Origin of the sequence: Paenibacillus sp. GM2, from assembly GCF_900069005.2 — a bacterium.
In the GTDB taxonomy this organism is placed as follows: domain Bacteria; phylum Bacillota; class Bacilli; order Paenibacillales; family Paenibacillaceae; genus Fontibacillus.
Genome location: NZ_LN831275.1, coordinates 54,206 through 75,947 on the forward strand (window position 1 = coordinate 54,206; position 21,742 = coordinate 75,947).

Annotated in this window: 17 protein-coding genes and 2 pseudogenes; all 19 read right to left on the bottom strand. The window is 51.0% G+C overall.

The genetic code is table 11. The features are described from left to right. Window positions 1-5 precede the first annotated feature (5 nt). Window positions 6-1,058: an NAD(P)-dependent alcohol dehydrogenase gene (locus BN1360_RS02025; protein ID WP_420707867.1), complete on the bottom strand. Its 1,053-nt coding sequence runs from the start codon at window positions 1,056-1,058 to the stop codon at window positions 6-8. Window positions 1,059-1,086: 28 nt separating this feature from the next. Then, window positions 1,087-2,697, bottom strand: a complete 1,611-nt coding sequence (locus BN1360_RS02030) for a glycoside hydrolase family 43 protein (RefSeq protein ID WP_068778245.1) — start codon at window positions 2,695-2,697, stop codon at window positions 1,087-1,089. Window positions 2,698-2,934: 237 nt separating this feature from the next. Continuing rightward, window positions 2,935-4,197, bottom strand: coding sequence for a threonine ammonia-lyase IlvA (gene ilvA, locus BN1360_RS02035; protein WP_068778246.1), 1,263 nt, complete (start codon window positions 4,195-4,197; stop codon window positions 2,935-2,937). Between the two features lie 76 nt (window positions 4,198-4,273). Further along, complete coding sequence (locus BN1360_RS02040; protein ID WP_068778247.1) at window positions 4,274-5,221, bottom strand: ring-cleaving dioxygenase; 948 nt, start codon at window positions 5,219-5,221, stop codon at window positions 4,274-4,276. A gap of 144 nt (window positions 5,222-5,365) precedes the next feature. After that, window positions 5,366-5,587 carry a hypothetical protein gene (locus tag BN1360_RS02045; RefSeq protein WP_068778248.1) on the bottom strand — a complete coding sequence of 74 codons (222 nt, stop codon included), beginning with the start codon at window positions 5,585-5,587 and terminating at the stop codon, window positions 5,366-5,368. 157 nt (window positions 5,588-5,744) lie between these two features. Beyond that, window positions 5,745-6,356: a DJ-1/PfpI family protein gene (locus tag BN1360_RS02050; RefSeq protein ID WP_068778249.1), complete on the bottom strand. Its 612-nt coding sequence runs from the start codon at window positions 6,354-6,356 to the stop codon at window positions 5,745-5,747. 340 nt (window positions 6,357-6,696) lie between these two features. Beyond that, window positions 6,697-7,968: a phosphoribosylamine--glycine ligase gene (gene purD, locus BN1360_RS02055; protein ID WP_068778250.1), complete on the bottom strand. Its 1,272-nt coding sequence runs from the start codon at window positions 7,966-7,968 to the stop codon at window positions 6,697-6,699. A 133-nt stretch (window positions 7,969-8,101) separates the two neighbouring features. Then, window positions 8,102-9,649, bottom strand: a complete 1,548-nt coding sequence (purH, locus tag BN1360_RS02060) for a bifunctional phosphoribosylaminoimidazolecarboxamide formyltransferase/IMP cyclohydrolase (RefSeq protein ID WP_068778251.1) — start codon at window positions 9,647-9,649, stop codon at window positions 8,102-8,104. 116 nt (window positions 9,650-9,765) lie between these two features. Next, window positions 9,766-10,050 (bottom strand): annotated as a pseudogene (gene purN / locus BN1360_RS02065) (phosphoribosylglycinamide formyltransferase); the annotation flags it as partial. Beyond that, window positions 10,044-10,586, bottom strand: a pseudogene (purN, locus tag BN1360_RS02070) (phosphoribosylglycinamide formyltransferase); the annotation flags it as partial. The pseudogenes purN (BN1360_RS02065) and purN (BN1360_RS02070), both read right to left, overlap by 7 nt. Next, window positions 10,586-11,629, bottom strand: a complete 1,044-nt coding sequence (gene purM / locus BN1360_RS02075; RefSeq protein WP_068778254.1) for a phosphoribosylformylglycinamidine cyclo-ligase — start codon at window positions 11,627-11,629, stop codon at window positions 10,586-10,588. The gene purM and the pseudogene purN (BN1360_RS02070), both read right to left, overlap by 1 nt. 756 nt (window positions 11,630-12,385) lie before the next feature. Beyond that, a complete protein-coding gene (gene purF, locus BN1360_RS02080; RefSeq protein WP_068778255.1) occupies window positions 12,386-13,858 on the bottom strand; it encodes an amidophosphoribosyltransferase in 1,473 nt (490 codons plus the stop codon). Beyond that, window positions 13,843-16,089 (bottom strand): phosphoribosylformylglycinamidine synthase subunit PurL, encoded by a 2,247-nt coding sequence (purL, locus tag BN1360_RS02085; RefSeq protein ID WP_068778256.1) that lies wholly within the window; start codon window positions 16,087-16,089, stop codon window positions 13,843-13,845. Before purL ends, purF begins: the two co-directional genes overlap by 16 nt. Next, the gene (gene purQ / locus BN1360_RS02090) at window positions 16,067-16,756 is read right to left on the bottom strand and encodes a phosphoribosylformylglycinamidine synthase subunit PurQ (protein WP_068778257.1); all 690 of its coding nucleotides are present in this window, start codon (window positions 16,754-16,756) and stop codon (window positions 16,067-16,069) included. The genes purL and purQ overlap by 23 nt, the downstream gene beginning before the upstream one ends. Before the next feature lie 3 nt (window positions 16,757-16,759). Beyond that, a complete protein-coding gene (gene purS, locus BN1360_RS02095) occupies window positions 16,760-17,005 on the bottom strand; it encodes a phosphoribosylformylglycinamidine synthase subunit PurS (protein ID WP_068778258.1) in 246 nt (81 codons plus the stop codon). A gap of 347 nt (window positions 17,006-17,352) precedes the next feature. Beyond that, window positions 17,353-18,249, bottom strand: coding sequence for a phosphoribosylaminoimidazolesuccinocarboxamide synthase (locus tag BN1360_RS02100; protein ID WP_068778259.1), 897 nt, complete (start codon window positions 18,247-18,249; stop codon window positions 17,353-17,355). 108 nt (window positions 18,250-18,357) lie between these two features. Continuing rightward, entirely contained in the window at window positions 18,358-19,659 is a 1,302-nt protein-coding gene (gene purB, locus BN1360_RS02105) for an adenylosuccinate lyase (RefSeq protein WP_068778260.1), read from the bottom strand. Then, on the bottom strand, window positions 19,656-20,930 hold the full coding sequence (purK, locus tag BN1360_RS02110) for a 5-(carboxyamino)imidazole ribonucleotide synthase (RefSeq protein ID WP_068778261.1): 1,275 nt from the start codon (window positions 20,928-20,930) through the stop codon (window positions 19,656-19,658). The genes purB and purK overlap by 4 nt, the downstream gene beginning before the upstream one ends. Then, entirely contained in the window at window positions 20,930-21,433 is a 504-nt protein-coding gene (purE, locus tag BN1360_RS02115; RefSeq protein WP_068778262.1) for a 5-(carboxyamino)imidazole ribonucleotide mutase, read from the bottom strand. Before purE ends, purK begins: the two co-directional genes overlap by 1 nt. Window positions 21,434-21,742 lie beyond the last annotated feature (309 nt).

The window sequence follows — 21,742 nt, forward strand, 5'->3', positions numbered from 1 at the left end:
TGAACTTAAGGCTGCGGATAAATCATCACTTTGATACCCGTCTCTTTCTCTGTCCGGGCGACTTCCACTGCTTCCTGAATATCCTTCAGAGCATACTTATGTGTAATAACCCGCTCCACATCAATGTCTGATCTGCCAAGAGCCTGAATAGCCGACGGATATGTATTGGCGTAGCGGAACAATCCATACACATCGATCTCACCGTCGATAATCGTATTGATATCCACCGGGATCTCCTTAGCCGCAGGCATGCCAACCAGTACAACCCGGCCACCGCGATTCACGGTTGTCAGCGCATCGGAGATCGCCCGGCCATTCCCTGATGACTCCACAACCACGGTAACCCCCCGGCCTGAGGTTAAATGTGCAATCCGTTCCTTCAGATCCTCCTTCGCCGGATTGATCACCGCAGTGGCGCCCATTTCCAGCGCGAGGTTTTGACGAAACGGTACAATATCTGTCGCATAGATTTCAGTGACACCGTATATTTTAGCCGCCTGGATCGCGAGTAAGCCGATGGGGCCAAGCCCTGTAATCAGCAAACGGTCAGAAGGTTTTACCCCGCCCCGGATCATCGCGTGCATGCCTACCGAAAGCGGCTCCAGCAAAGCGCCTTGCTCGAAGCTCAGACCGTCCGGAAGGCGGAACAGAAAATCACTGCGCACCGCGACATATTCGGCCCACGCGCCGTCCACCGGAGGAGTGGCCATGAATACCACATCCGGGCACAGATTGTAACGGCCTGACTTGCAGTATTCACAGCGTCCGCAGGCTACGCCAGGCTCTACCGCAACACGGTCGCCGACAGATACATTCGTTACCCCCGCTCCCACCTGTACGACTTCCCCGGCCAGCTCATGGCCAAGAATAATCGGCTTTTCCACGACATAACGGCCAATTCTGCCATGCTCATAATAATGAACATCCGAGCCGCAGACACCGATACAATACACTTTAATAAGCGCCTCATCTTCCTTAATCCTAGGCACAGGTACTTGTTTCAATGCCATATCCATCGGTTTATTCAAGACAGCTGCTTCCATTACTTCAGGTATCATAGACATCGTTTTCGACTCTCCTCTGTCATTAATATTCATCCAGCTCACGGTACGTAAAATAATCAAAATCCGCATGCAGCCCGCGGCCGCTTAAATCTTGAACACACATGCCGAGAAATGCCCCGGTAAAACCTTGGTCAAGCGCAACGCCTTCTTTAATGAATTCTGCATTTTCGTCCGATAGCTTCGTTGCATCCAGTTCACCGCCGATGAGCTGCCATTCCTGCCCATCCCGGGAATAGAGGAACTGCAGCCTTTCCCTGCGGATCATTGCTTTTAAATAACAGCGTTCCCAGCCTTCAATTGACACTGGCGATTTCAACGGTTCATCATAGGACCCCCGATCGCTGGACATAATCCCTACACATTTTCCAAGCTCCTCATCCCAGCTGATCCATAAATAATAATAATTCCTTGAATTATAGTAATAGATCAGTCCGGCCAACTGTTGATAGCTGTCCGGCGCAAATTCAACAACCGTCTCGGCTTCAACCAGGAATGACTGCTGGCGGCGGGCGATCAAGCTCTGTTGATGATGGGAGGATAAGGATTCCCTCCCTCTTAGACGTAGAAATCCAGGGCGTTCACGGAGAGACGCCCAATCCTCAGCCAGCGGCTCGCGCAAGCTATTGAAATGAATGCTGATCTGATCACTATCAAAATGCTCTGTCTCCGGCTCAGGCTCAAAGGAATATTCCGGTATTGATGGGGCCGTTACCTTCACTTCAGGCTCATGATCTCTCGAAGCCAGACTTAACCATCCCGCTTCGTTCCATATACATCTCTGAATTGCTGTCTCCCTGCCTAATGTGCAGTACAGTGACGGCCTCAAAGGACGTCCGCACAGATGAACAAGATACATCTCTGCGGATGGCGTCTCCACCAGGCAGCCGTGTCCCGCGCGTTGCAGTTCTGCCTCAGGACGGTCTGCGGAGGTTAGCACAGGTCCCGCCGGATCAGCCTCATAGGGCCCGAGTAGCGAAGTCGAGCGTGCCATCGTAATGGCATGTCCATATCTCGTTCCCCCTTCCGCCGTCATCAGGTAGTAATAGCCATTGGCTCTATAAATATGAGGCCCTTCGGTTAAACCAAGCGAGGTCCCCCTGAAGATGTTATGAATCGGACCAACAAGACTCTTCTCGGTTTGCGAGTATTGCTGAATAACGATGCCACCGAAATGATTTTTCCCTTTGCGATGGTCCCATACCATATTGACAATCCACTTGGTTCCGTCCTCTTCATGGAACATCGAAGGGTCGAAGCCGCTGCTGTTCAGATAGATCGGTTCACTCCATGGACCATGTATGTCACTCGCGGTAACCATATAATTATGCGTATCCTTGAACGGTCCCATATGACTCTTCACATCGGTATAAATAAGATAATATGTCCCTTCATGGCAGCTGAGACAAGGCGCCCAGACGCCACCTGAGTCCGGATTTCCCGTCATATTTAATTGGCTTGTTCGAGTTAACGGATGACCGATCAGCTTCCAGTTCTGCAAATCCCGGGAATGATGAATCTGTACACCCGGGAACCATTCAAACGTTGAGGTCGCAATGTAATAATCCTCGCCAACCCGGATGATCGACGGATCGGGGTTAAATCCTCTCAAGATCGGATTCACAATATAAGACACCAGGCATTCCTCCTCTTGTGCTCTAATGTGGCTGCTGTTTTAAATTATAATAGCTTATTTATCCATTTCTCTGCCCTGCCCAATTCCCGCACCTATTTACCCTTAAGACTCGTATGGACATAGAAAAAGAGCAGGCCCAGGCATAAAATGCCGCAGACTGCTCAAGAATGCATAGCTGTTTTATTAATATATCGTTCATCTACTCTTATCCGTAGAGTAAATTCCTATTCGTCCTGCTCAAATCAACAGGTTAAACAAATTCAAGTCGCGATTCAGCTCGGTATAGGCGATATTCTTCGATTTCATCCGGTCGATCAACGGCCCGTAGTCCGCCTGGTCGCTTAGCTCGATTCCGACCAAGGCCGGGCCATTCTCCTTGTTATGCTTCTTTGTGTACTCAAACCGGGCGATATCGTCATTGGGCCCAAGCACATCCTCCAGGAACTCCCGCAGCGCTCCGGCGCGTTGCGGGAAATTGATCAGGAAGTAATGCTTCAAGCCTTCGTAAATGAGCGAGCGCTCCTTCATCTCCTGCATCCGGTCGATATCATTGTTGCCACCGCTAATGATGCAGACTACCGTCTTGCCTCGAATTTGATCGCGGTACATATCCAGTGCCGATACAGGCAATGCCCCAGCGGGCTCAACCACGATCGCACTGTCATTGTATAGCTCGAGAATAGTCGTACAAGCCTTGCCTTCTGGAACCTTGACAATGTCATCAAGAAGCTCTGCGCAAATGGCGTAGTTCAAATCTCCGACCCGCTTCACCGCGGCCCCGTCGACGAACTTGTCAATCGCCTCCAGAGTGACGACCTGCTGTTGCTTCAGCGCCTCTGACATCGATGCAGCCCCGGCTGGTTCTACACCGATCACCTTTGTCACCGGACTGACGGTCTTCATATACGTACCCACTCCGGAGACCAGCCCTCCGCCGCCAATCGTGACGAAGATATAATCCGCCGGTGCGGCAAGGCCCTCCATAATCTCCATTCCGATCGTTCCGTTGCCGGCGACGATCTTCGGATCATCAAAAGGATGAATGAACGTCATTCCGCCTTCCCGGCACGCCTTCATAGCTTCCTCATATGCATCATCATAGGTGTCGCCCGTCAGCACGATTTCTACCGCCGAACCGCCAAAGCGCTTCACTTGCTTCACTTTTTGATTTGGCGTCGTGCTTGGCATATATATTTTGCCCCGGATGCCCAGCGCATTGCAGGAGAAGGCAACTCCCTGCGCATGATTGCCTGCGCTGGCACATACGATCCCTTTAGCCAACTCGTCCTGGCTCAGGCTGCGGATCATATTGTAAGCCCCACGGATTTTAAAGGAGCGGACAACCTGTAAATCCTCACGCTTTAAGTAGACATTGCATTCATATTTGGCAGACAGCGCCGCATCTAATTGCAACGGTGTACGTTTTACAACCTCTTTCAACACATGGTGAGCGCGTACGATATCCTCCATCCCCACTGGTTGCCGTTCCGTTTGGTTCATCCTCTTCTCCTCACTTTACTTCAATCGTTTTTATTGTTTTTATAAAGTTACACCCGAACGGCTGATCGATCAAGTCCTATTTACCGGCCGGCTTTACGGCTCTGACCTGGAATGGCTTAAGCCGCTTCGCTATTCTCTCGCGCTGATCCTCATACATATCCGGCAGCATCAGCTTATTGCCCAGAGATTCCGGAGTCTCGTCGTTATCAAAGCCAGGCCCGTCCGTAGCTACCTGGAACAAAATTCCCCCCGGCTCGCGAAAGTATAAGGATTTATAGTATTGGCGATCGATGACCGGTGTCGGTTCCATGCCGCTTACTTCAAGCAGCTCGTGGTACTTCATCTGCTCTTCTTTGTCCTTCGTCCGCCAGGCCATATGGTGAACGGTCCCGGCACCGCTGCAGCCTCTTGGCAAGTTCTCCATATTCAAATCGATCACATTGCCGAGGCTATCCGCCGCTTTGAAACGCAACAGCCCTTCTTCCTCGCCAACATAATCCAGACCAAGGACCTCCTGCAGGACCTCTGCCGTTTTCTCGCTGTTGCAACTGAATAATAAAGCACCTGCCAATCCCTTAATGGCATAACCTTCCGGAATGCCACCAAATTGCCAAAGGCTGAACGGCCCTTCCCGACACTCAACCAGATCAATCAACAGTCCGGAGGGGTCGGCAAACCGAACGTATTCCTCATCAAAACGAACCAGATCCATATATGTAATCTCAAAGTCCTTCAACCGCTGCCGCCAGTAGAGCATGCTTCCCGGTGGAACCGCAAGCACGATAACGCCAACCTGGCCACCGCCAAGAATACCCTGATGGTCACTCTCCAGCGGATAGAAAGACATAATCGTTCCGGGGTCTCCATTTTCATTGCCAAAATATAGATGATATAGATCCGGGGCCTCATAATTAACTGTTCTCTTCACGAGCCTTAGACCTAAAACACCCGCGTAGAAATCAACGCTCTCTTGAACATCCCCCACAATAGCTGTAATATGATGAATCCCTGTCGTAACGCTCATCGCTTGTCCTCCCGATTAATACCTCTCCTCAGTTATCCATTATACGGAACATCCGCGATGAATTCACCCATCCGTAGTGAAAACAAATCGAACGCCCTTCCGAAAAGTGAACTCGGGGACGTTCGACTCATTCCAACCTATGAACTAATCTTCCTCTGTATCCGACTCAGGGTCTGTGCGCCCTTCAGCATGCTTGATCTGGGCCAGCTCAGTCAGCTTCCATTCTACCGTTCCATGAACCAGATCGGCGGGGAATTGCTCCCCCTTGTGCAGGTACTCCTCACGGCCAATTTCATCCGTATAGACACCCTCAACCTCCACTTGCTCACGCGATACCGGAAGCATATCCTTCTTTTCTTTACTCATCCGTTAGGTCGCCTCCCGACAATGTTGGAATAATGTAGAACTTTCTGCTTTAACATTTGTCAAAGGGGCGATAATTATCCCTGCCTGTAAGCTGAAGCACATTCTGAGAATCCGTCAAAGTATAACTAAGTACAGGCCAATTCGCTCACAGATACCGTTATTTATCAGCATCCAGAATAATATCGTATTCCATCCTGCGCGCTGTCTCCTGTGCAACCTCTTTACCAAGCAGACGATTAACCATATGAAATGCCATGTTAATTCCGGCTGATATTCCTGCCGAGGTTACAATCCGGCCTTCGTCGACATATTTGACGTTTTCCTCTACGCTGACCCCAGGGTAAGTATTACGCATTCTTTCAATGCTCGCCCAATGCGTCGTAGCGTGTTTGCCCTCAAGCAAGCCTGCTTCCGCCAGCAAGAAGGAGCCGGTGCAAACCGAAGTCATCCACTGTACTTCTGCAAATCGCTCTGCGATCCAAGCTACAACCGCTTTATTGTGCACTAGCCCTCTCGTCCCCATGCCGCCTGGAATGACCAGCAAATCATAGGCAGGTGCTGATCCGAAGCTATAATCCGGCTGCACCTTCAACCCATTCCGGGCCGTAATCATCTGACCGGTCTCTGATATAGTCGTTACTTCAAAAGGACTGTATAACTCCCCTTCATTCTGCTTTACCGATGTCACAGCAAACACCTCGAACGGCCCGGCAAAATCAAGCACCTCCGCATCGTCAAACAGCAGAATGCCTACTTTCCATCTCTTCATATGTCCTCCTCCTCTTTTCTACGAACTTCAAATAATTAATGAGCCATAAAATGTAGTAGGTATGTATTTTCTATCATGCTATAACCAGAATCTTTTTTCAAAAAACCGCCGACCGTTCAGCAAGTGCTCCGCTCCCGACATCATCCACCGCACTCAGAGGACCGATCAGAATCATACGTATCGCCAAATACATCACTTTCCCCATACATTGTACAATTGTTACTATATTTATTTTCCTTCAAAGACTTCCATACAAAAACCCGAAAGCGGACACTGTTCTTCAAGTGTTCGACTTCCGGGCTTCTGCTCCACGATTCCTAACTTATTACTTCAAGCTCTCTTATCGCAATGCCTTCATGGCAATATCACTGCGGTTATGCTTGCCTTCAAATGTAATCTGCGTTGCAGCGGCATAAGCCTTATCGCGAGCTTCGGCAATATCCTTACCTAATCCAACCACTCCCAGCACGCGGCCCCCATTCGTGACCCATGCTCCTTCGGCATTTTTTGCTGTTCCGGCATGGAACACCAGAGACTGCTCCTGCTCAGCATTCTGCAAACCTTGGATCGTCAAGCCCTTCGGATAGGAAGCAGGATAGCCGCCGGAAGCCAGCACGACACAGACTGCGGCCTGATCGCTCCATTCGATTTGCACTTGGTCCAGCGTACCGTTTACTGCGGCAAGAAAAATCTCCAGCAAATCACTCTTTAAGCGAGGCAATACGACCTGGGTCTCAGGATCGCCAAATCGTGCGTTGAATTCTATCGTCTTCGGCTTGCCGTCCGGCGTGATCATCAAACCCGCGAACAGTACGCCTCGGAACGGACGCCCTTCTGCCACCATCGCCTTAGCTGTAGGTTTAATAATCGTCTCAATCGCTTCTTCAATGATATTATCCGCGATATGCGGCAGCGGTGAATACGTCCCCATCCCGCCGGTGTTGGGTCCCTTATCATCGTCATAGACCTGCTTATGGTCCTGCGCCGCCGCCATAGGACGCACCACTTCACCGTCGACAAAAGCGAGGATCGACATTTCCTGGCCGGCCAGGAATTCTTCAATCACAACCTGACTGCCCGATTCGCCGAACACCTTGTCCACCATAATGCTCCGCAACGCCTCCTCTGCTTCCTCACGCGTAAAGGCTACGGTTACTCCTTTACCCGCTGCCAGACCGTCAGCTTTGATGACGATTGGCACAGGCTGATTATGCAAATAACTCAAGGCCGCTTCATAGCTGTCGAATTTCTCATAGGCTGCCGTAGGGATATTGTACTTATGGAGCAAATCCTTCATGAAGGTCTTGCTGCCTTCAATATGCGCCGCGTTCTTGCGCGGTCCAAATACCGGAATATGCTTCGCTTCAAAGGCATCCACGATCCCGTCCGCCAGCGGGTCATCGGGCCCGACCACGACAAGGCCAACCTTCTTTTCTTCGGCAAAAGCGACCAGGTGATCAAACTCTCCTACCTGAATCGATACAAGCTCAGCGATTTGTCCGATCCCGGCGTTCCCCGGAGCGCAATAGATCCGGTCTGCCTTCGGGCTCTTGGCCAACGCCCAGCAGATCGCATGCTCACGTCCACCGCCGCCGATCACTAAAATATCCATTAGGATTCCTCCTTTTATTTGCTTGATCATACTGCTGCTGTAATGCAACCTTAGTGGCTCTGCGCAAATGTCTATATTAGGGCTTGGGCAAAAAACGACAGGCCGCCGCAGCGGTCTGCCGTCTTCAGGTTTCTTAGTGTTTAAAATGTCTCACTCCGGTAAATACCATAGCGATACCATACTCATTGGCTACCTTAATCGACTCCTCGTCACGAATCGAGCCCCCTGGTTGAATCACCGCTGTAATGCCTGCCTTGGCCGCTTCCTCCAGGGTGTCTCCCATCGGGAAGAACGCATCGGAAGCAAGCACGCTGCCCTTGGCTTTCTCCCCTGCCTGCTCGATAGCAATTCTGGCTGAACCTACGCGGTTCATTTGTCCAGCGCCAACGCCAACCGTCATGTCATCCTTCGCCAGAACAATCGCGTTAGACTTAACATGCTTAACAACCTTCCAGCCAAACAGCAATTGCTTCAACTCTTCTTCCGTCGGTTTACGATCTGTTACAACCTGCAGGTCAGCCTCCGCCAAGGAGTGAATATCGCTCTCTTGTACAATCATACCGCCGTCGATGGAAGTAACCACGTATTGGCTCTTGCGATCCGCTGCCAGTTCCAGACCGCTGATCTTCAGAAGGCGAATATTCTTCTTCTGCGTCAGCAAGGCCAGCGCCTCATCTGTGAACCCTGGTGCAAGGACGATCTCCAGGAAAATATCCTTAAGCAAATTGGCTGTATCTTCATCGATTATGCGATTTGCCGCCACAATGCCGCCGAAGATAGAAACCGGGTCAGCATCGTAAGCCTTACGATAAGCTTCGTAGATGCTCTCGCCAATCCCTACGCCGCAAGGATTCATATGCTTCACCGCTACGACAGCCGGTTCCGTAAATTCCTTGACGATTTGCAGCGCCGCATTGGCGTCATTGATATTGTTATAGGACAACTCCTTGCCATGCAGCTGCTCCGCATTCGTCAACGAATCGACAGCAGCCAACGGCTTGCGGTAGAAAGCGGCTTTTTGATGCGGATTTTCGCCATAACGAAGGTCCTGAATTTTCTCATAGGTAACGGTAAGACGTTCCGGAAGCGGATCGCCCAGCTTGCTGGACAAGTAGTCGGAAATAAGAGCATCATAGGCCGCGGTATGACGGAATACTTTTGCCGCGAGCTGTTTACGGGTTTCCAGCGTTGTGTCCCCGCCATCGCGAATCTCATTCAACACTTGGCTGTAATCATTGGCATCAACAACAACGCTCACAAAAGCGTGGTTCTTAGCCGCAGAACGCAGCATAGTTGGGCCGCCGATATCGATATTCTCGATCGCTTCTTCATAAGCAACACCCGGCTTGGCAATCGTCTCCTGGAACGGATACAGATTTACAACGACCAGATCGATATAATCGAGTCCCAGCTCCTTCATTTGCGCCTGATGCTCTGCACTGTCCCGAATCGCCAGCAAGCCGCTGTGCACGGTCGGATGCAGCGTCTTAACGCGCCCGTCCAGAATTTCCGGGAAGCCTGTGACATCGGAAATACCGATAACAGGAACCCCTTCCTTCGACAACAGACTCTTTGTTCCTCCTGTCGAAATAATCTCTACGCCGAGCTGAGACAGCTCCCGGCAAAAATCTACGATGCCTGTCTTATCCGACACACTTACCAACGCTCTTTTGATACCCACGAATTGCTTCCTCCTCTTTAATGGCGAATATAGACACGATATTTCTCGGGAAATATCGAATTTGCATTGATCTCCTGTTGCTTGATTGAATCTGGTGACTTCTGTATGACAATAAATTATTTTTGTAAAACCGAGACCTTACGGCCTTCGACACGAATCATTCCTTTAGCGAACCATGAGACGACCTGCGGGTACAGCTCTTTTTCAGCCGCATGAATTTTCTCTTCCAGGGATTCCAGACTATCCTCGTTCCTGATCTCAACCGCTTTCTGGGCGATCACAGCTCCGGTATCCATGCCTCCGTCTACAAGATGGACGGTAATTCCGGTCGTTTTGACACCGTATTCCCAGGCTTGTTCAATTGCATCCTTACCCGGAAAAGCCGGCAGCAGCGATGGATGANTTTTTCAGCCGCATGAATTTTCTCTTCCAGGGATTCCAGACTATCCTCGTTCCTGATCTCAACCGCTTTCTGGGCGATCACAGCTCCGGTATCCATGCCTCCGTCTACAAGATGGACGGTAATTCCGGTCGTTTTGACACCGTATTCCCAGGCTTGTTCAATTGCATCCTTACCCGGAAAAGCCGGCAGCAGCGATGGATGAATATTGATCATTCTCCCTGTATAGCGATCAACCAGTACCGACGTCAGCAGCCGCATATAACCAGCAAGGACTACCAAATCGACCTGCCTTCGCTCCAATTCAGCGGCAATCTCCAGCTCATAATCTTCGCGCTTCGCATAAGCCTTCGGGTCAAACACATAGCTGTCAATGCCAGCCCGCTGGGCTCGTTCGACAACCGGCGCTTTGGCCTTATCGCTGACCAGCAACACGATCTCGGCCTCAAGCCTCCCGCTTTGCGTCGCCTCTACCAATGTTTGGAAATTGCTGCCCTGACCCGAAGCAAATATGGCAATCCGGAATAACGAAGCCATCAGACCTGGACTCCTTTGAAGGTCACTTCCCGATTTCCTTCAGTAACTCGGCCAATGGGATATGGGTGTTCTCCAGCAGCGCGAAGCGCAGCAACAGCCGCCTCTGCCTGATCCTCGACAACGACAATCACCAGCCCGATTCCCATATTAAATGTCGTGAACATATCACGGTTACTGACATCGCCTTGCTGTTGAAGCAGGGAGAATATCGGTTGAATCGGCCATGAGCCGTAATCGATCTCAACGTTAACCCCTTCCGGCAAAACACGCGGTATATTCTCAATGAAGCCACCACCGGTAATATGAGCCATGCCCTTCACCTGAACCTCATTCAGTAAAGCTAGTACTGGCTTCACATACAGCTTTGTAGGCGTCAGCAGCACATCACCCAGCTTCGCTCCGCCAAGCTCCGCCACTTCATCCTGCAGGCTATAGCCGCCATCTTCCAACAGCAGCTTGCGTACCAGCGAGAAGCCGTTGCTATGAACTCCGCTGGAAGCCAAGCCGATCACTACATCACCAGAGGCAATGGTGCTTCCGTTGACAATCTTGCTCTTATCCACGACCCCTACCGTGAATCCGGCAATATCGTATTCACCTTCACTGTACATGCCCGGCATTTCGGCTGTTTCTCCGCCGATCAGCGCACAACCGGATTCATGGCATCCTTCGGCAATTCCAGCAACGATCGCTTCAATCTTGGTCGGAACCACCTTATCGCAAGCCAGGTAATCGAGGAAGAACAACGGCTCCGCGCCTTGAACTACGATATCGTTCACGCACATGGCCACCGCATCGATGCCAATTGTGTCATGCTTGTCCATCGCAAAAGCAATCTTCAGCTTCGTTCCCACGCCATCGGTTCCCGATACTAGCACCGGATCCTCGTATTTATCCTTGTTCAAGCCGAACAAGGCACCAAACCCGCCCAGATCGGTCATGACCTCCGGACGGAACGTCCGTTTGACGTGCTTCTTCATCCGCTCTACCGCTTCATTGCCAGCCGCGATGTCCACCCCGGCGTTCTTATATGCTTCTGACACGACAGGACACTCTCCTTAACGTAAATTATAGTTAGTTCAAAAATCCCTTGAACCTATGATATTTCATATCATTAAATATACCGATCATCTTATGTGGAATATTAGCATTTGAGACGAGGTGCTCAACATCACATTAGCTGCTTAACATGAGATGCGATACTCAATATGAGATGCGATACTCAAAATGAGATGAAGTGCTCAATATGAAATGCGATGCTCAACTTTACATTAGGTACTCCACATAAGACGCAATGCTCAACTTTACACTAGGTGCTCCATATGAGACGCGATACTCGACTTTACACTAGGTGCTCCATATGAGACGCGATACTCGACTTTACACTAGGTGCTCCATATGAGACGCGATACTCAACTTTACACTAGGTGCTCCACATAAGACGCAATGCCCAACTTTACACTAGGTGCTCCACATAAGACGCAATGCTCAACTTTACACTAGGTACTCAACCTGAGACGCGATGCTCAACTTTACACTAGGTACTCAACCTGAGACGCGATGCTCAACTTTACACTAGGCACTCCACATAAGGCGCAATGCCTAACTTCTAACGAAACGTGGTATCGCTATTTGCACCAATAAGGGCATCTGAAAATTGTAACGAAACTGGGGATCGTTATTTGGCATAAATAGTGACTCACAGCCTGAATTTAGTCCAAATAGCGATATGGTGTTTCGTTAGCTTAGAATAGCCGTTGTTTTAGAGCAAATAGCGATCTGTAGTTTCGTTAGAAATATTAACTGGTGCATCCGTATTTCTCTTCACCATTAAAGTCGGTGCGTGTAGGATAGTCGTTGTCGAAGCAAGCCATACACATGCCACCTTTATAGTCATCTTTATTGTCGCCGCCGACAGCCTGGATCAGGCCATCCGCGCTTAAAAACTCCAATGAATCAGCGTTAATCTCCTGGCGAATCTCCTCGATCGAGCGGGAGGAAGCAATCAACTCGCCGCGATCGGGTGTATCGATCCCATAGAAGCATGGATTCTTGAAGGGTGGCGAGGTAATCCGAACATGCACCTCTGTCGCCCCCGCTTCCCGCAGTAAATTGACGATGCGGCGAGATGTCGTTCCGCGGACGATCGAGTCGTCGATCATAACGACGCGTTTTCCCTCCACGACGCGGCGTACGGCGCTAAGCTTCATCTTTACGCCAAGCTCACGCAGCTCCTGACTGGGCTGGATGAAAGTTCGGCCAGTATACTTGTTTTTGATCAAGCCGAGCTCATAGGGAATCCCGGTTTGCTCCGCATAACCAATCGCCGCAGAAATGCTGGAATCCGGCACGCCTGTGACAACATCCGCATTAACAAAAGACTCCTGAGCCATCACCTGGCCCATCCGCTTCCGGGCCGAATGGAGATTCGAGCCGTTCAGATCGCTATCCGGGCGAGCAAAGTAAATATACTCCATCGCGCATAGCGCTTTGCGCTGCGGTTCGGCATAGCGGTCTTCGCGGAGGCCATTTGCGTCCAGCACCAGCAATTCGCCGGGACGGATATCGCGAATGATCTCTGCCCCGACAACCTCAAAGGCACAGGTTTCGGACGAGAACAGATAAGCATCGCCAAGGCGAGCCATCGATATAGGCCGCAAGCCGTTTGGATCGCTGGCGACAAGCAGCTTATCATTCGTCATCAATAAGAACGCAAATCCGCCGACCAACTGATGAAGCGCGTCCTTCGCTGCCTCCACGAAATCTTTGGAGGAACGAGCGATCAGGTGAGCGATAACCTCCGTATCGCTAGTCGTCTGGAAGATCGAGCCGGACTGCTCCAACTCGCGGCGAATCTTCGGAGCATTGACGATATTGCCGTTCGTGGCCACCGCAAGATCTCCGTCGCGGTACTTGAAGATGAGCGGCTGAGCATTCGTCACGCGGCTATCTCCGCTTGTCGAATAACGAACATGGCCGATCGAACGATCCCCCTGCAGCGAGGACAGCTTGTCACGGTCAAACACTTCCTTGACCAGCCCCATTTCGCGGTGATAATTGAACTCCGTTCCATTCGCAACGCAGAGCCCTGCGCTCTCTTCGCCACGATGCTGCAACGCATGCAGGCCGTAATAGGATATAGAAGCGGCCTCGGGATGACCGAACACCCCGAATACGCCGCACTCCTCTTTTAATTTATCGAATATGCCGTCACGTCCGCTGCCCTCGTTGTAATAATCACCTGTCCAGAAAGGCATTATTTCATCAGACATGGAATGACATCCTCCCAGACCTGCTTCAGCTCTTGTACAGGTCTATTGACAACAGCAGCATCATTCGCATGAACGACAAGATCTCCGCCTTCCACACGTCCGATTACCTGCACAGGTACGCCATGCTGCGCGATCAACTTCACAAGTTCATCCGCTTGATTTGGCGAAGCTGAGATCAGGATGCGTGATTGGGATTCACTGAACAAGGCGATGTCCGCACGCAAGTCCGAGACAGCCAGCTCAACCTTAGCTCCCAAGCCGCCGCTGATGCACGATTCTGCCAGGGCGACAGCAAGGCCGCCTTCCGAAAGGTCATGCGCCGATTGAACGAGTCCGCTCTGAATTGCTTTGAGAACCGCATTAAGCAGCGACTTTTCTTTATTCAAATCAAGCTGCGGTGGACGCCCTTCCGTAACGCCATGAACAACAGCCTGGAACTCGCTGCCGCCCAGTTCACCATAATTGTCGCCAAGCAGGAGGATTGCATCTCCCTCCTGTTTGAAGCCTTGCGTCGTAATATGATCCGTATCATGCACCAGACCAACCATGCCGACAACCGGTGTCGGATAGATCGCGCCTTTGGAATTCTCGTTATAGAGACTCACATTACCGCCGATTACTGGAGTATCCAACACACGGCAGGCTTCCGCCATCCCATCAACCGATTTCTCCATCTGCCAGAAAATATCCGGCTTCTCCGGGCTGCCGAAATTCAGGTTATCCGTAATCGCCAGCGGCTCTGCGCCGGAGCAGACGATATTACGCGCGGCTTCACTCACCGCGATCTTGCCGCCGATCTCCGGATCGAGATAAACAAACCGTCCGTTACAATCCGTCGTCATAGCCAGCGCTTTGCGCGTTCCATGCACCGTTACGACAGCGGCGTCTGAACCCGGACGAACCGCAGTGCTTGTACGCACCATATAGTCGTATTGGTTGTAAACCCATGCCTTGCTGGCTACAGTAGGCGAAGATAACACTTTATCCAAAGCACCGTTCAAATCACGAACTTCTTCATATCTTAAAGTATCTATATTGGCATTCTTTTCATAGTAAGATGGCACGCTGGATGGCTTATTATAAATAGGACATTCATCAACGAGCGCGGTCACCGGCATATCGCCGACAACTTCGCCATGATGAATCAGCTTCAGACGCCCGTCATCCGTCACTTTACCAACCTTGGAGCAAATCACGCCCCAACGTTCAAAAATCTCCCGTGCTTGTGCCTCGTCCTTTGGCTCCACCACAAACAACATCCGTTCCTGCGACTCCGAGAGCATCATCTCATAAGCCGTCATGCCTTCCTCGCGTTGTGGAACTTCGTCCAGGTATAGCTCCAGGCCGTTGCCGGCTTTACTGGCCATTTCTGCGCTGGAGCAGGTGAGACCCGCTGCGCCCATATCCTGAATGCCAAGCACGATGCCCGTATCAATCAGCTCCAGGCAAGCCTCCATCACAAGCTTCTCCATAAACGGATCGCCAACCTGTACAGCCGTTCGCTTCGCTTCCGACTCCTCAGTCAGCTCCTCGGATGCAAAGGTCGCACCATGGATGCCGTCGCGGCCCGTTGGCGGCCCTACATAGAACACAGGGTTGCCCACGCCCTTGGCAACACCACGCTGGATTTTATCATGATCGATTAGACCGACACACATCGCATTGACCAGCGGATTGCCATCATAAGATTCGTCGAAGACCACCTCTCCGCCAACCGTTGGGATACCGATGCAGTTGCCGTAACCAGCAATCCCGGCTACCACATGCTCGAACAAATATTTAACCCGGTCGCTCTCCAGCTTGCCGAAACGCAAAGAGTTCAGAGAAGCGATCGGTCTTGCGCCCATAGAGAAAATGTCGCGAATAATGCCGCCAACCCCAGTCGCCGCACCTTGATAGGGCTCCACAGCCGAAGGGTGGTTATGACTTTCGATCTTGAACACGACCGCCTGATTATCACCGATATCGACGATCCCTGCACCTTCACCCGGACCCATCAGTACGCGTGGACCACTGGTCGGAAATCTTCTTAGAAGCGGCTTGGAGTTCTTGTATGCGCAGTGCTCAGACCACATTACGCTGAATACGCCAATCTCTGTATAGTTCGGTTTGCGACCCAGAAATCCGCAGATCAGCTCATACTCGCTATCCGAAACGCCCATCTGTTTATAAATTTGCTGCTCTGCAATTTGCTCTGCATCCGGTTCCTTAGCGGACACTTGCTGACTCATGCTGATCCCTCCAAGTCTTCAAAATCGATGTGAACATTTTCTTGCCATCCTCTGATCCAAGCAGATTGCTAACCGCACGCTCCGGATGCGGCATCATGCCGACTACATTACCGCGTTCATTGGCGATCCCGGCGATATCATCAAGCGACCCATTCGGATTATGAACATAACGGAAAATAATTTGTCCGTTCGCCTGCAGCTGCGCGAGAGTCTTCTCATCGCAATAATAGTTGCCTTCCCCATGCGCGATTGGAATGTTAATCTCCTCGCCAAGTGCATATTCGCTCGTGAATGGATTGCTGTTGTTCTCAACCCGCAGAAGCGTGTCATGACAGCGGAACTTCAGCGACATATTGCGGCGCAGTGTTCCTGGCAACAGGCCCGCCTCGGTCAAAATTTGAAATCCGTTGCAAATGCCAAGCACAAACTTGCCTGCCTCCGCCGCTTTGGCCACCTCAGCCATTACCGGGGCAAAGCGGGAAATCGCACCGCAGCGAAGATAATCACCATAAGAGAAGCCACCCGGAACCAGGATACAATCATAAGCGGATAAATCCGTAGCTGTATGCCATACATAATCAACAGGTTCACCTAATGTATCCTCCACAGCTTTGTAGCAGTCGATGTCACAGTTGGAACCGGGAAATACGAGTACTGCGAATTTCATGAATTAGCCCTCCAATTCAAAGCGGTAGTCTTCTACGACCGTATTCGCCAGAAGCTTCTCACACATTGCCTTGACACGAGCCTCGGCCTCGAAGCGATCATCCGTATCAAGCTGAAGCTCCATATACTTGCCGATACGAACGCTTCCCACTTCGTGGAAGCCCATAGAATGCAGTGCGCCTTGCACGGCAACTCCCTGCGGATCAAGTACGCTTTGTTTAATGGTGACATAGACCTTCGCTTTCAACATATCTCTCATGTTCCTCCTAAGGGTTTGTATTGCGGCGCAGCCGCGGTATAAGGTAGTTCAAAGGCTCTTTTCGGGATGAAAACCGTACCTTTTGAACACTATTAACACTTTATGAACTGCTCTATGAACACAAAAGCTTGAAGCACGGGATGAAAGAAAATCCGGTTGCTATATTGGTTGAACTAAAAATAGAAAGATGAAGGCAGCCGGGTGAAATGTTCCTTCGATCGCTACTGTTCCTAAATTTTCTTAATTCTATAGAATCCAAAAAGATAGAAATTCGTTCCACAAAGACGAACGTTACAGTTCCCCAGAATCATTTCTTCCTCTCGCCTATTCTTCAACTTCTATAGCTGCTGCCCGGAAATGCGAGAATAAATTTCTCGATAACGGCGTGAAGTTTCCTCGACTACTGGTGTCGGCAGCGGATCAGGCTGACTGTTCTGATCCCAGTCGGAATGCGCCAGATAATTGCGCACCGGCTCTTTATCCATACTGTCAATATCTACGTCAAGCGCATATTTCTCTTTGGCCCAGAAACGAGAGGCATCCGGAGTGAAAATCTCATCAATCAAAATCAGCTTGCCATCGATCAGTCCAAATTCCAGCTTGCAATCTGCCAAAATGATATCGCGCTTCTCGCAGAAATCACGAGCAAAAGCATACAGCTCAAGACTGCGGCTGCGCAGCTGCTCAGCCAGTTCGGCTCCGACATCATTCGCCATCTCCTCAAAGGAGATATCCTCATCATGGCCAACATCGTTCTTGGCGGCAGGAGTAAAGATTGGCTCCGGCAATTGATTATTCATCCGCAGGCCTTCCGGAAGCGAAATGCCGTTGATCTCACCGTTCTTCTGATATTGCCGCCAGCCTCCGCCGGTGACATAACCACGCACTACGCATTCGATATCAATCCGCTGCGCCTTGCGGGTAACCATCACTCTTTTGCGAAGAACGTCCTTATTCTCTTCGCTGATTACATCGCGAAGCCGTTCGACATCGGTATGCACAACATGATTCTCCATCAGCTCTGCAGTCTGTTCAAACCAAAAGGCACTGAGCCGATTCAGAACATTGCCTTTATCAGGCACAGCCGGTTCAAGCACGTAGTCAAAAGCGGAAATCCGGTCGGTCACGACGATTAAGTAGTGTTCACCAAGATCATACAATTCGCGAACCTTACCTTTATACAGCAATGGGGTGTTCACTAGGCCCTCTGCCGTAGAAATGGCTCTTGCTGACATAATCACTGTCCTCCTTAGTGGCGCGCCGCCCTGCCCAGACTTGAATTCAAGAGTCAATAGCCAAGCGGCGCTGCCGTATAAGCCTCCATAAGAGGCGATGAACTTCCCTTAACCTTCGATCAACCCAAGCTTGCGGAAGATTGTATCCACATGCTTCAAGTGCCAAGCCGGATTGAACGCATCGTCAATCTCTTCCTGGCTTAACACGGCTGTAATCTCCGGCGTCTCCTCGATAATGTCACGGAAGTGATGCTGCGTCTCCCAAGCCTGCATCGCTCGCGGCTGTACCGTATCATAAGCTTGTTCACGGCTGAAGCCTTTATCGATGAGCTTCGTCATCACGCGGCCGGAGAACGGCACGCCGTAAGTGCGCTCCATATTGCGCTTCATATTATCAGGGAATACCGTCAAATTCTTGACGATATTACCGAAGCGATTCAGCATGTAGTTGAGCAGCATCGTCGCATCCGGGAGAATGACCCGTTCGACCGAGGAATGCGAGATGTCGCGCTCATGCCAGAGCGTCACATTCTCGTAAGCGGAGATCATATGCCCTCGGATAACACGGGACAAGCCAGAAATATTCTCACAGCCAATCGGATTGCGTTTATGCGGCATCGCTGAGGAACCTTTTTGCCCTTTGGCGAAAGCTTCCTCTACCTCACGGAATTCACTCTTCTGTAATGCGCGGATCTCTGTAGCGAATTTATCGAGCGATGTAGCAATCAGGGCCAGCGTTGCCATGTATTCAGCATGGCGGTCGCGCTGCAGCGTCTGCGTCGAGATTGGAGCGGCCTTCGTGCCGAGCTTCTTGCAGACGAATTGTTCAACCGAAGGATCAATATTGGCGTACGTTCCGACAGCACCGGAGATTTTACCGTATTGTACATTGTCTGCCGCATGGCGGAAACGATCCAGATTGCGCTTCATCTCTTCGTGCCAGAGCGCCATTTTCAGTCCGAAGGTGGTCGGTTCGGCATGTACCCCATGCGTACGCCCCATCATCGGGGTATCTTTATAGGCCAGCGCCTTATTGTGCAAAATTTCAATAAAATTGATAATATCCCGTTCCAAGATTTCATTAGCCTGCTTCAGCAAGTAGCCAAGAGCTGTGTCAACGACGTCCGTCGAGGTCAGACCGTAGTGAACCCATTTGCGCTCTGCGCCCAATGTCTCGGAGACAGCTCGTGTAAAAGCAATGACGTCATGACGCGTCTCCTGTTCAATTTCGTAGATCCGGTCCATATCAAAAGAAGCGTTCTTCCGCAGCAGTTCCACATCTTCCTTAGGAATAATCCCCAGCTCCGACCAAGCTTCACAAGCGCACAGCTCCACCTCCAGCCATGCTTTGAATTTATTTTCCTCCGTCCAGATCGCTCTCATTTCCGGTCTGCTGTAACGTTCAATCATGAGTGTTGATTCCTCCATATTTTGGTTTTCTTTATCCAATCAAGCCCGTCCGATACCTCTTCACAGAGCAAATTGATATGCCCCATTTTCCGTTTAGGTGCCGAACCGCTCTTCCCATATAAGTGTACTTTCGGAATGACGGCAAATCCAGTCTGCCTCCCCGGAGCCAAGCGTTCGTCCGGCTGCTTCCGTCCGTTCTGGTCTTCGGAGTTCGACATTTCCCTATGCCACTGCCCCGTTGTCATTGCCAGTTCGACCTTATCTATATGTTCTCCAAGTATGTTCACCATTACGACAGGTGTTCGCAGCGAGGGATCTCCGAGCGGAAGATTGCAGATCGCCCGGACATGCTGCTCGAACTGCGAGGCATTGCAGGCCTCCATCGTGTAATGTCCGGAATTATGAGGCCGCGGAGCAAGCTCGTTAACGAACAGTTCTCCGTCCTTCGTCAGGAACATCTCCACAGCAAGTAATCCGACCGCGCCCATCGATTCAGCGATGCGAGCGGCAAGCCGCTCCGCGTCCCGCTGGATTGACTCGGCTATGCGAGCCGGGACAATCGATACATGCAGGATATTATCGACATGAATATTCTCGGCAACAGGAAATGTCTTGATCTCCCCACGTGGGCTGCGCGCGGCAATGACGGACAATTCCTTCTCAAAGTAAATAAATTGCTCCAGTACAAGCTCCGTATCGGCCTTGCTCAACTCCGCATAGGCCGCGGCGATTTCCGCTTCTGAGCGGATCACCCACTGCCCTTTGCCGTCATAACCTCCGGTCGCCGTCTTCAGAACGCTTGGCAACCCAAGCTTTGCTATGGCCGCCCTCAGTTCATCCTCACTGCCGATCTCCGCATAGGGGGCCACACGTACGCCCGCAGCTTCCACCGCCTTCTTCTCCCGCAGGCGATGCTGCGTAGTGTACAACAGGCGGCTTCCTTGCGGCACATAGGATTGCTCCGCAAGCAGAGCCGCCACCTCTGCATCGACATTCTCGAATTCGTAAGTGATGACATCCGATCGTTTGGCAAGCAGCTTCGCCGCTTCTTTGTCGCTGTATGCCGCCACGATCTGCTCGGCGACCTGACCGCACGGCGCAGCCGTTGTCGGATCAAGCGCGATGAAGCGGTATCCCAGATTGCTGCCTGCGAGTGCCATCATCCTTCCCAGCTGGCCTCCGCCAAGTACGCCAATAGTCGCGCCAGGCCGAATAATCCGTTCTGTCTCAAGACCTGTGACAGCCTTGCGCTCCGAGATCCTTTTATCCATTATTGTTGCTCCTCCAACACCAGCTCATCGCTTGTCTCAATGACCGCATCACGCAATGCTGTACGCCGCTGCTCCAGAAGCTGCGCCAGCTCGGGATCAAACGCACCAAGGATTTGCGCAGCCAGCAGGCCTGCATTGGTGGCCCCAGCCTTGCCGATTGCAACTGTGGCAACAGGAATGCCACCGGGCATTTGTACGATGGACAGCAGGGAATCAAGTCCGTTAAGCGCAGCGGATTTGACTGGCACGCCAATGACGGGAAGCGTCGTCTTCGCGGCAACCATGCCTGGCAAGTGAGCCGCGCCGCCCGCGCCAGCGATAATCACCTTAATGCCGCGCCCTGCGGCCTGCTCTGCGAATTCAAACATCAAGTCCGGAGTACGGTGAGCGGAGACAACCTTCTTTTCATATAGAATTCCAAGCTCCTCCAGAATGACGCAAGCATGGGACATCGTGCCCCAATCCGATTTGCTGCCCATGATCACTGCAACCTGTACTGACATTCTTCAACCTACTTTCTTAAGTATAAGTTTGATTACAAAACCGGGTAGTACTATTGAAGTGAATGAATGACTAGAAAAACTGTAAAATCACATTGTGTAGCTTAGCTTCATTAAGGATGTATTCCAAAAGGATTATAAGAAAAGGATGTATTCGAAAAGTCTAGAAACAAAAAAAGTCCTGGAAGCTCCGAGAAATAACAAAGTATTTCCAGAAATCCGGACCAAAAGTGAATACGCCCTCGCCCCTTTTGCCATCAGGGGAACAGAACGATCGGCTTCATGAATGTCTAATGCGGCTATATTCGTCTC

Bases quoted from the DNA above. Each gene is read 5' to 3' on its own strand.
- BN1360_RS02025 (WP_420707867.1), bottom strand. From the start codon at position 1,058: ATGATACCTGAAGTAATGGAAGCAGCTGTCTTGAATAAACCGATGGAT.
- ilvA (WP_068778246.1), bottom strand. From the start codon at position 4,197: ATGAACCAAACGGAACGGCAACCAGTGGGGATGGAGGATATCGTACGC.
- BN1360_RS02040 (WP_068778247.1), bottom strand. From the start codon at position 5,221: ATGAGCGTTACGACAGGGATTCATCATATTACAGCTATTGTGGGGGAT.
- BN1360_RS02045 (WP_068778248.1), bottom strand. From the start codon at position 5,587: ATGAGTAAAGAAAAGAAGGATATGCTTCCGGTATCGCGTGAGCAAGTG.
- BN1360_RS02050 (WP_068778249.1), bottom strand. From the start codon at position 6,356: ATGAAGAGATGGAAAGTAGGCATTCTGCTGTTTGACGATGCGGAGGTG.
- purD (WP_068778250.1), bottom strand. From the start codon at position 7,968: ATGGATATTTTAGTGATCGGCGGCGGTGGACGTGAGCATGCGATCTGC.
- purF (WP_068778255.1), bottom strand. From the start codon at position 13,858: ATGTCTGATGAAATAATGCCTTTCTGGACAGGTGATTATTACAACGAG.
- purL (WP_068778256.1), bottom strand. From the start codon at position 16,089: ATGAGTCAGCAAGTGTCCGCTAAGGAACCGGATGCAGAGCAAATTGCA.
- purQ (WP_068778257.1), bottom strand. From the start codon at position 16,756: ATGAAATTCGCAGTACTCGTATTTCCCGGTTCCAACTGTGACATCGAC.
- purS (WP_068778258.1), bottom strand. From the start codon at position 17,005: ATGTTGAAAGCGAAGGTCTATGTCACCATTAAACAAAGCGTACTTGAT.
- BN1360_RS02100 (WP_068778259.1), bottom strand. From the start codon at position 18,249: ATGTCAGCAAGAGCCATTTCTACGGCAGAGGGCCTAGTGAACACCCCA.
- purB (WP_068778260.1), bottom strand. From the start codon at position 19,659: ATGATTGAACGTTACAGCAGACCGGAAATGAGAGCGATCTGGACGGAG.
- purK (WP_068778261.1), bottom strand. From the start codon at position 20,930: ATGGATAAAAGGATCTCGGAGCGCAAGGCTGTCACAGGTCTTGAGACA.
- purE (WP_068778262.1), bottom strand. From the start codon at position 21,433: ATGTCAGTACAGGTTGCAGTGATCATGGGCAGCAAATCGGATTGGGGC.